Below are 8,953 nucleotides of genomic sequence, written 5' to 3'. Positions count from 1 at the left end.
TGCATCTCCTGGACCCCCTGCATCGGCCCCATCCTGGGGGGTATCCTCACCCTGACCGCGGTGGGGGGTGGGGTGGGGCTGCTTCTGGCCTATATCCTGGGCCTGGCAGTACCTTTTTTGCTGGTGGCGGCCTTTGCGGACCGGCTGAAGGGGTACCTCCGCCGGGCGGCGCGGCTTTCCCATGCGGTGGAGGTGGTGGCGGGGGTGGTGCTGGTTTTGGTGGGGGTGCTTCTGGTGAGCGGGACGTACACTCAGCTCAACAGCTTCTTCCTCCGCATTACCCCGGAGTGGCTTCAGCGGTACCTCTAGGGCAGATCCCCCTTGCAGGCAGGGGACGGCTCTGAAAAACTCTTAAAGGATGCTTCTTTTCGAGGACGTCTGGAAGCGGTTCGGCCGGGACTGGGTCCTGAAGGGGGTGGGGTTTAGCGTGAGGAAGGGGGAGGTGGTGGCCCTCCTGGGGCCCAACGGATCGGGCAAGACCACGCTTTTGCGCCTGGGCGCAGGGCTTCAGCGCCCAACCCGGGGCCGGGTGGAGCGGCGTGGGGAGGCCCTCCTCCTTTCCAACCCCCCGGCTTTCCACCGCCACCTGACCGCCCGGGAGCACCTGGCCTACGACCTGGCCCTCTGGGGGAAGGGGGTTTGGGATGGGGCTTCCCTCGAGGCCTTCAGCCTTCCCCCGGACAAACCCCTTCTCACCTTTTCCAGCGGAATGAAAAAGCGACTCGCCCTTCTTCGCTTCAAGCTTCTTAAGCCTGAGATCTGGCTCTGGGATGAGCCGGAGACGGCCTTGGACCAGGAGGGGCGGGGGCTTCTTTTCACCCTTTTGGAGGAGGGCAGGCGGGAAGCAGCCATTTTGTTGGCCACCCACGACCTGGACTTCGCCCGGAGGGTGGCGGACCGGACGCTGGTACTGGGGGAAGGGTGAGGAGGGTCCTGGTTCTGGCCCTTCGGGACCTCCGCCTGGAGGTGCGGGGGCGGGCGGGGCTTCTTTCCGTTTTTTCCTTTTTCTTGGTCATGCTCTTCATCCTGGCCTTAGGCCTCGGGCCTGGAGAGGCCCTTTTGCGGGAGGCTGCGGCGGGGGCGCTTTGGGTGGGGATGGCCTTTGCGGGGAGCCTCCTGGCCTCCCGAGCCTTCGGCCTCGAGGTGGAGGACGGTACTTTAGACGATCTTCTCCTCGTCCCGGGAAGCCGGGAATGGGTGTATTTCGGAAAACTTCTTTTCCAGATGGTCGTCCTCGTCCTTTTGGGTCTTCTGGGTCTGCTTGTGACCGCGGGGCTTTTTTACCTGCCTTTGGGGCAGTTTTTTCCCCTCCTTCTCACCTTGGTCCTAGGAGGCCTGGGGTATGCCAGTGTGGCCACGTTCTACGCGGGCCTTCTTTCCCGGCTCCGCGGGCGGGATGTCCTTCTGCCCCTCCTTCTTTTTTCCCTGGTGGTCCCTGTGGTTTTGGCCTCGGTCCGGGCTACGAAGAACCTGCTGGCAGGGCTTCCTTGGGGGGAGGTGCTCCCTTGGTGGCAGCTCCTTCTCGTGTTTGACGTGGTGTATGTGACGGTTTCCTCTCTTCTCTTTCCCTGGGTGATGGAGGGCTGACTCACGGATTTAAGGAAGCAGTGTGGCAGACTAGGAGGTGGAGATGCAGAGAACCCTTGACCGACCCGATGCCTGGACCTGGGTTTTTTTAGCCCTGGGCTTGCTCCTTTTGCCCCTAGGGCTTTATCTCGCCCTTTCCGCTCCGCCGGATGTGAACCAGGGGTACCTGGTCCGGATCATGTACCTCCACGTCCCCGGGGCGTGGCTGGGGTATCTGGCCTTCCTTGTGACCTTCCTCTACTCCCTTTTGTATTTCTTCCGACCGAACCCCAAGTACGACCGCATCGCCGTCTCGAGCGCGGAGATCGGCCTTGTCTTCATGGGGCTGGCCCTGGTTACGGGGATGCTTTGGGCCCGGCCCACCTGGGGGGTTTACTGGACCTGGGAGCCCCGGCTCACCACCACCGCCATCCTCTTTGCGGTCTACGTGGGGTACTTCCTCCTCCGCTCGGCCATAGAGGACCCGGACCTCCGGGCCAAGGCCGCGGCCGCGGTGGGGATTCTGGGGTTTATCAACGTACCCATCAGCTACATGTCCGTCAAGTGGTGGCGGAGCCTCCACCAGACCCAGTCCATCGACCTGACCACCGGCCGGATCCATATGGCCCCGGAGATGCTCCAGGCCCTCCTCTTCAACCTCCTGGTCTTCACCCTTCTCTACCTGGGCTTCCTCCGTTTCCGGGGCTACCTCGCGGCCCTCGAGGCCAAAAAGGAGGAGGGATGAGCGAGGTTTTCGTGCTCTGGGTCTACGCCCTGACCTACCTTACGGTCTTCGGCTATCTGGCCTATCTCTTCTGGCGATACCGGAGGGTAAGGTGAAGGTCAAACATCTTTTGGGCTTATTGGTGGTTCTGGGCGCCCTGGGCTACATGGTCTTTGGCGGCCTCGGGCGGAACCTGGTCTACTTCCTCACCCCCTCGGAGTACCTGGAAAACCAGGCCCGCTACCAGAACCGCCCCGTCCGCCTGGGGGGGTTGGTGGAGCCAGGGAGTGTCCATTACGATAAGGACACCCTCACCCTCCGCTTCGTCCTCACCGACGGGGTGGCCAGGGTGAACGTGGTCCATCGGGGCACCCCCCCGGCCCTTTTCAAGGAGGGGCAGGGGGTGGTGGTGGAGGGGCGTTTCCAGGAGGGGGTGTTCCAGGGGAACAACCTTCTCGTCAAGCATTCCGAAAACTACCAGCCCCCGAGGGCGGGGTACACCCCTGAGGACGTGCGGAAGCTCATCCAGGAGGCGAAATGACCCCAGGGCTTTTAGGCGGAGTCTCCCTGCTTTTGGCCCTCCTCCTTTCCCTGGCGGGGTTTGCCCTCGCCCTTTTCGCTTACCTACAGGGGGATGGTCGGCTTCTTAAAGGAGCCCTCAGGGCCGCCCCCCTGGCCTTCCTTTTTGCGGCTTTGGCCTTTTTGGCCCTGGAGTGGGCGCTTCTTGCCCACGACTTCACCGTCCGCTACGTGGCCGAGCACCACTCCACCCAGGACCCCCTCTGGGTGGCCCTGGTCACCCCCTGGGCGGCCTTGGAGGGCAGCATCCTCCTTTGGGGCCTCCTCCAGACCCTCTACACCTTTTTGGCGAGCCGCAAAACCCTGGACCCGTGGCGGAGGAGCCTTGTCCTGGCCACCCTTTTCGGCATCCAGGTCTTCTTCTTTGGGGTCATGGCCACCATCGCCAACCCTTTTGAGGCCATGCCCAATCCGCCCACCGAGGGGCGGGGGCCGAACCCTCTTCTCCAGAACCACTGGATGATGGCCGTCCACCCCGTCCTCATGTACCTGGGCTTCGTGGGCCTGAGCGTGCCTTTTGCCCACGCGGTGGCGGCCATGGCCACCAGGCGGTACCAGACCTGGGTGGGGGAGACCCGGTGGTGGACCCTGGTGGCCTGGGGTTTCCTCTCCGCGGCCATCGTGGCCGGTGGGTGGTGGAGCTATGAGGTGCTGGGCTGGGGGGGGTACTGGGCCTGGGACCCGGTGGAAAACGCTAGCTTCCTCCCCTGGCTTCTCGCCACCGCCTTCCTCCACACCGCCTTCGTCCAGGAAGTCCGGGGGCGGTTTAGGGTCTGGAACCTCGCCTTCGTCACCCTAGCCTTCGCCTCCACCGTGCTGGGCACCTTTCTCACCCGCAGTGGGGTCATCCAGTCCGTGCACGCCTTCGCGGAGGGGCCGGTGGGGCCAGTCTTCCTGGGCTTTTTCCTCTTGGTTCTGGCCCTGGGCTTTGGCCTCCTTTCCCGGACCGGGCGGGAGGTGAGCGAGGAGGGGGGGCTTAGGCTCTTCTCCCGGGAGGGGGCGCTTCTTCTGGGGGCCTTCTTCTTTGTCGGCTGGGGCTTGGTGGTGGTCCTGGGAACCCTTTACCCCCTTTTGGTGGAGGCCTTCACCGGGGCCAAGGTGAGCGTGGGGGCGCCCTTTTTCAACCAGGTCTCCCTGCCCATCGGCGTGGGGATCCTCCTCCTGATGGGGATAGGGCCGGTTCTGCCCTGGAGGCGGGCGGGGCAGGAGGTGGTGCGCAACCTCCTCTTCCTCCTCCTCGCCCTGGTTCTGGGGGTTTTCCTGGGGATCCTTCGCGGGTATACCCTGGGGGCGAGCCTGGCGGTGGGGCTTTTCCTGTACAACCTGACGGCGGTGGGGCTCCTTACGTGGGAGGGCCTTCGGGCCCGGAAGGAGGCAGGCCTAAACCCCTGGGGCTTGTTCAGCCAGAGAAGGCGGATGGGGAGCCTGGTCGTCCACCTGGGGGTGGCCCTGGCGGGGCTTTCCATCGCCTTCAGCCAGGCCTACCGCCTCGAGGCGGAAAAGACCCTTTACAAAGGGCAGGCCTGGGAGGCGGCGGGGCTTCGGATGGAGTTTCTGGGTGTGCGGGCCCTGGACGAGGGGCGGCGGTTTGCCGTAGAGGCCCTTCTCCGGACGGACCGGTTCGGCGAGGTCCGCCCCCGGCTCCACTTCTACCCCCAGATGAACGCCCCTTTGGCCTACCCGAGGGTGATCTATACCCCGGTGAACGACTACTACTTCGTCCTCATGGATTTTGACCGGGATAAAGGAGCGTGGGCCTCCGTCCGGCTCATCGTTACCCCGATGGTCTTCTGGCTCTGGGTGGCGGGGGGGGTCATTGCCTTGGGCACGCTTTACATCCTTTGGCCTGAGGCCAGGCCAAGGGTGCGGGAGGCGGTGGCGTGAGGTGGGTCTGGGTCCTTTTACTCCTCCTTTTGGGCGGGCTTTTCTGGTGGGGGATGCAGCGCAACCCCCGGGAGCTGCCCTCGGTCTTGGCCCAGGAAAGGCGCCTTGCCCCCGACTTTACCCTGCCCCTGTTGCCGCCCTACCGGGCGGAGTGGGGGGAGGGCTTCCGCCTTTATGACCACCTGGGGAAAAAGCCCATCCTCCTCAACTTCTGGGCCAGCTGGTGCTACCCCGCCTGCTACGAGGAGGCGCCGGTCCTGGAGGCCTTTTGGCGCTCCAACCGAGACAGGGTTCTCCTCGTGGGCATCAACACGCAGGATAAGGAGGCGGAGGCGCTTAAGTTCATCGCCCAGTTTGGTCTCACCTTCCCCCAGGTCTTTGACCCCCGGGGCCGGGTGGGGGTGGACTACGGGATGTACGGGGTGCCGGAGACCTTTGTCATAGACCAGGAAGGCCGGGTGGTGAGGCGGCACGCGGGGGCGGTGGACGAAAAGGCGCTTTTCGCCCTGCTTAAGGAGGTGCAGTGAGACTCGCTTTGGTGCTTCTTACCCTCCTCTCTGTGTTCGCTTTGCGAAGCAGCTTTCCGGCCCTGGCGCAGGTTGCTTCGCTAAGCGAACACCGGGAGGGCCCCCCTCCCGACCTTTCTCCGCAAGTGTTCCAAATTGCCCGGGCCCTTCGCTGCCCCGTCTGCCAGGGGGAGTCGGCCGCGGAGAGCAACTCCGGGGTGGCCCAGGAGATGCGCCGCCTGATCGCCGAGATGCTTAAGAAAGGCAAGAGCGAGGCGGAGATCAAGGCCTTCTTTGTAGAGCGCTACGGGGAGTGGATCCTCTACGAACCCCCCAGGCGAGGGGTGACCCTCTGGGTCTGGGTCCTGCCCGCTTTGGCCCTGGCCCTTTTAGGGGTGGGCCTTTTCCCCTTTTTCCGAAGGCCCAAGGCGGAGCTGGACCCTGAGGCCTTAAAACGCCTCGAGGGGGAGCTCGAGGAGTCCAGGGAAGGCCCATGACGACGATTCTCTTTGCCCTTCTTGCCCTGGCCCTCCTGGCCTACCTCCTCCTGCCCCTTCGCGAAAAGGAGGAGCCCTTCCCGGAACCCCCCAGGCGGGAGGACCTCCTGGCCGAGCTTGCCCTTTTGCGGGAGGAGGCCAAGACCCTGGAGGGGGAGGAGAGAAAGGCCGCTTTGGCCCGTATCCTAAGGCTGGAAAGGGCGCTGGAGGGGTACCGCCCCGCCCAGGCCCGCCCCTTTCGCCCCTGGGCCCTCGTGGGGGCGGTTTTGGTCCTCTTGGGGGTGGGGTATGGGCTTTGGCGCTACACCCTGCCCCGGCTTCCCGGGGAGACCCTGGTCACCGCGCGGCAGGAGGCCCAGGTCCTCAGGGTGCTTGCGGACAAGGCGAGAAGGACGGGAAGCCCGGAGGCCTTTCTGGCCTGGGGGCGGAAGGCCTGGGAACTCCAGGCCTTTGACCAGGCGGCGGAGGCCTATTTTGAGCTCCTCAAGAAGGACCCGAGAAACGCGGAGGCCATCCGCCGGGTGGGGATTCTCCTCTTCTTCTCGGGCCGGCCGGAGGAGGCTTTGCCCTTCCTCCAGATCGCCCTCCACGCCGACCCTAAGGCGGCGGAGGGCTGGCTTTTCCTAGGGAACACCTATTTCCAGCTCGGCCAGAACGCAGAGGCCATCAAGGCCTGGGAGAAGTACCTCGAGGTGGGAGGGGAGGCCAGGGAGCAGGTCCAGAGCCTCATCGCCATGGCCAAGGCCAAGGCCGGAGGGAAGACCCCCTCGGGCCAGGCGGTCTTCCTCGCCCGCTGCGCCGTCTGCCACGGGGCCCTGGGCCAGGGGGGTTCGGGCCCCGCTTTGAAGGGCAATCCGATCCTAAAGGCGGAGGAGGCGGTGCGGGAGATCGTCCAAAATGGCCGGGGGGCAATGCCGCCCGTCCCCCTTTCCGAGGCGGAGCTGAAAGCCCTCCTCGAGTACCTGAAGACCCTATGAGAAGGCGCGACCTCGTCTTCCTCCTGCCCGTGGGGGCGGCTTTGGGCTTTTTCACCTGGTTTGGCGTGCGCACCTACAACCTCCGCTTCCGCCCCCGCCCGGAGCCCAAGGAGCCCAGGTGGAAGCCGGGGCCTAAGGTGCTTGTGGCCCGCCTTTCTGAGCTTCCCGCCCCCTGGAGCGTGAAACCCTTCCTATACCCCCTTCCTCAGGGGCCGCTCCAATCCATCCTCCTCCGCACCCCCTTGCCCGTCCAGGGGGGGGTAAGCGTGAACGGTCTGCACCTGGTGGCCTTCTCCCGCATCTGCACCCACCAGGGGTGCACGGTGAACTTCGTCCCCGACCCCGAGGCGGGCTCCCTCCTGTACAACTACCGTTCGGAAACCCCCTTTCTGGGCTGCCCCTGCCATTTCGGGGCCTTTGACCCCCTTAAGGCGGGGGAGGCGGTCTACGGCCCTCCCCGCCACCCCCTGCCCCGGCTCCGGCTCGAGGTCGTGGGAAAGGAGGTCTACGCCACGGGGCACGAGGTGCCCCTCAGGCCCCTGGAGGTTTCTTAGGGTTCGAGCTCCACCCGCACGAACCGGTCCCGCCCCCTTTGCAGGACCAGGGGGCGGGAAAGCTCCACCTCGAGGGTCTCGTCCTCCACCACCTCCCCGTTGATCCGAAGGCCCCGGTTCCCGATGAGCCTTTTCGCCTCGGCGTTTGAGGGGGTGAGCCCCGCCAGGGTAAAGAGCCTGGCCACCCAGATCCGCCCTTCCTTGAGCGCCTCCTTGGGGATCTGGACCGTGGGGATCCCCTCGGGGATTTTTCCTTTGGCCACCTCGTCGTAGCGCTCCTCCGCCTTTCGCACCACTTCGGGCCCTGCCTCCTTATCCCGGCCCCAGGCGGTGAAGGCGTAGCCCAGCCCCTCGTAAAGGGCGCGGTCGATCCTGGGCGGAATCTGAGGGAGGCTGTAGGCGTAGGTGAGGAGGCGGGCCAGGACCCGGTGGGCCCCCGCGGGTCCGGCCTCTTTGAGAAGGGTTTCCACCCCCTCTTCTTCGAAGTCGGTGAGGAGGAGGAAGTAGTCCTTAAGAAGGGGGTCTGGCACCCGCATGAGCTTTTTGAACATCACCTCCGGGGGCTCGGTGAGGCCGATGTAGTTGTCCAGGCTCTTGGACATCTTTTCCCGGCCGTCTAAGCCCACCAAGAGGGGCATCAGGAAGGCCACCTGAGGGGGTTGCCCGTAGGCCTTCTGCACCTCCCGCCCCACCAGGAGGTTGAACCTCTGGTCCGTTCCCCCCATCTCCACATCCGCCCGAATGACCACGGAATCGTAGGCCTGGGCAAAGGGGTAGAGAAACTCGTGCAGGGAGATGGGAACCCCTTCCTCATACCGCTTCTTAAAATCCTCCCGCTCCAGCATCTGGGCCACGGTCATGAGGGAGGTGAGGCGGACCACCTCCTTGAAGGTGAGGGGCTCGAGCCATTCCGAGTTGTAGCGGAGTTCGAAAAGATGGGGCTCCTGCCGGAGGATCTTCCCTGCTTGTTCCACGTAGCTTTTGGCGTTTTCCCGGGTCTTTTCGAGGCTCAAAGGAGGCCGGGTTTTGGAGCGGCCCGAGGGGTCCCCAATCATCCCGGTGAAGTCCCCGATGATGAGGACCACCTTGTGCCCGAGCTCCTGGAACTGCCGCATCTTCCTCAGGACCACCGCGTGGCCCAGGTGGAGGTCGGGCCGGGTGGGGTCCGCGCCCAGCTTGACCGTGAGGGGGCGGCCTTCCTCGAGTTTTCGCAGGAGCTCCTCCTCGGGGAGGATCTCCGCTGCCCCCCTTTTCAGTAGCGCCAAAGCTTCCTCCGGAGTGTGCGAGGCGCCCATGCCCCCAAGTATACTGGAGGGAAATGAGACCCCTTTTCCTTCTGGGGCTCGCCCTACTAGGCTACTGGTATGCGGACCGGTATGGCCTTGCTGTGGGGTATCCACCCTTCCTCCCAGTCTTCTACTGGAAGTACACGGGGGAGGCCCGCTATCCCATCCGGGTTGCGGGCGGGTACGACGCGCTAAAGGTCAAGGTGGCGGGCCAGCTTCGAGAAGGCCAGCTCCTCGTGGGATTTTCAGGGGAGGGGTCCCGCCTGAGCCCCAGGCCCTTTTCCGGCACCTTTCAGGGGGAGCTCCGTTACCCGGTGGAGCCTGGGTCGTACCTCCTTATCTTCCGCTTGGTAAGGGCCAAGGGCTGGGTCCGGTACGAC

Annotated in this window: 12 protein-coding genes; 11 read left to right on the top strand and 1 reads right to left on the bottom strand. The window is 64.8% G+C overall.

Going from position 1 to position 8,953, the window contains the following annotated elements; genetic code table 11:
- The 10 genes from C4301_RS08370 to C4301_RS08325 form a co-directional block, all read left to right on the top strand.
- On the top strand, positions 1–309 hold a 309-nt coding region (locus C4301_RS08370; protein WP_352414639.1), incomplete at its 5' end, for a cytochrome c biogenesis CcdA family protein.
- Positions 310–358: 49 nt separating this feature from the next.
- Positions 359–925 carry an ABC transporter ATP-binding protein gene (locus C4301_RS08365; protein ID WP_352414638.1) on the top strand — a complete coding sequence of 189 codons (567 nt, stop codon included), beginning with the start codon at positions 359–361 and terminating at the stop codon, positions 923–925.
- Entirely contained in the window at positions 922–1,587 is a 666-nt protein-coding gene (locus C4301_RS08360; RefSeq protein ID WP_352414637.1) for a heme exporter protein CcmB, read from the top strand. The genes C4301_RS08365 and C4301_RS08360 overlap by 4 nt, the downstream gene beginning before the upstream one ends.
- A gap of 43 nt (positions 1,588–1,630) precedes the next feature.
- Positions 1,631–2,311 carry a cytochrome c biogenesis protein CcsA gene (ccsA, locus tag C4301_RS08355; protein ID WP_352414636.1) on the top strand — a complete coding sequence of 227 codons (681 nt, stop codon included), beginning with the start codon at positions 1,631–1,633 and terminating at the stop codon, positions 2,309–2,311.
- Between the two features lie 91 nt (positions 2,312–2,402).
- The gene (gene ccmE, locus C4301_RS08350) at positions 2,403–2,831 is read left to right on the top strand and encodes a cytochrome c maturation protein CcmE (protein ID WP_352414635.1); all 429 of its coding nucleotides are present in this window, start codon (positions 2,403–2,405) and stop codon (positions 2,829–2,831) included.
- Entirely contained in the window at positions 2,828–4,753 is a 1,926-nt protein-coding gene (locus tag C4301_RS08345; RefSeq protein WP_352414634.1) for a heme lyase CcmF/NrfE family subunit, read from the top strand. Before ccmE ends, C4301_RS08345 begins: the two co-directional genes overlap by 4 nt.
- 53 nt (positions 4,754–4,806) lie before the next feature.
- On the top strand, positions 4,807–5,280 hold the full coding sequence (locus C4301_RS08340) for a TlpA family protein disulfide reductase (protein ID WP_503012414.1): 474 nt from the start codon (positions 4,807–4,809) through the stop codon (positions 5,278–5,280).
- A 41-nt stretch (positions 5,281–5,321) separates the two neighbouring features.
- Complete coding sequence (locus tag C4301_RS08335) at positions 5,322–5,756, top strand: cytochrome c-type biogenesis protein (protein ID WP_503012413.1); 435 nt, start codon at positions 5,322–5,324, stop codon at positions 5,754–5,756.
- On the top strand, positions 5,753–6,733 hold the full coding sequence (locus C4301_RS08330) for a tetratricopeptide repeat protein (RefSeq protein WP_352414632.1): 981 nt from the start codon (positions 5,753–5,755) through the stop codon (positions 6,731–6,733). The genes C4301_RS08335 and C4301_RS08330 overlap by 4 nt, the downstream gene beginning before the upstream one ends.
- On the top strand, positions 6,730–7,287 hold the full coding sequence (locus C4301_RS08325; protein WP_352414631.1) for a Rieske 2Fe-2S domain-containing protein: 558 nt from the start codon (positions 6,730–6,732) through the stop codon (positions 7,285–7,287). Before C4301_RS08330 ends, C4301_RS08325 begins: the two co-directional genes overlap by 4 nt.
- Here the strand turns inward: C4301_RS08325 and tyrS are convergent.
- Entirely contained in the window at positions 7,284–8,582 is a 1,299-nt protein-coding gene (gene tyrS / locus C4301_RS08320; protein ID WP_352414630.1) for a tyrosine--tRNA ligase, read from the bottom strand. The genes C4301_RS08325 and tyrS overlap by 4 nt on opposite strands.
- A gap of 23 nt (positions 8,583–8,605) precedes the next feature.
- Between tyrS and C4301_RS08315 the strand changes: the two genes are divergently transcribed.
- A partial coding sequence (locus C4301_RS08315; protein WP_352414629.1) for a hypothetical protein occupies positions 8,606–8,953 on the top strand: 348 nt, incomplete at its 3' end.

Origin of the sequence: Thermus sp., from assembly GCF_040290245.1 — a bacterium.
Taxonomy (GTDB): Bacteria; Deinococcota; Deinococci; order Deinococcales; family Thermaceae; genus Thermus_A.
Note: the sequence above shows the minus strand (reverse complement) of the source record. Positions and strands in the feature narration are given on the sequence as shown.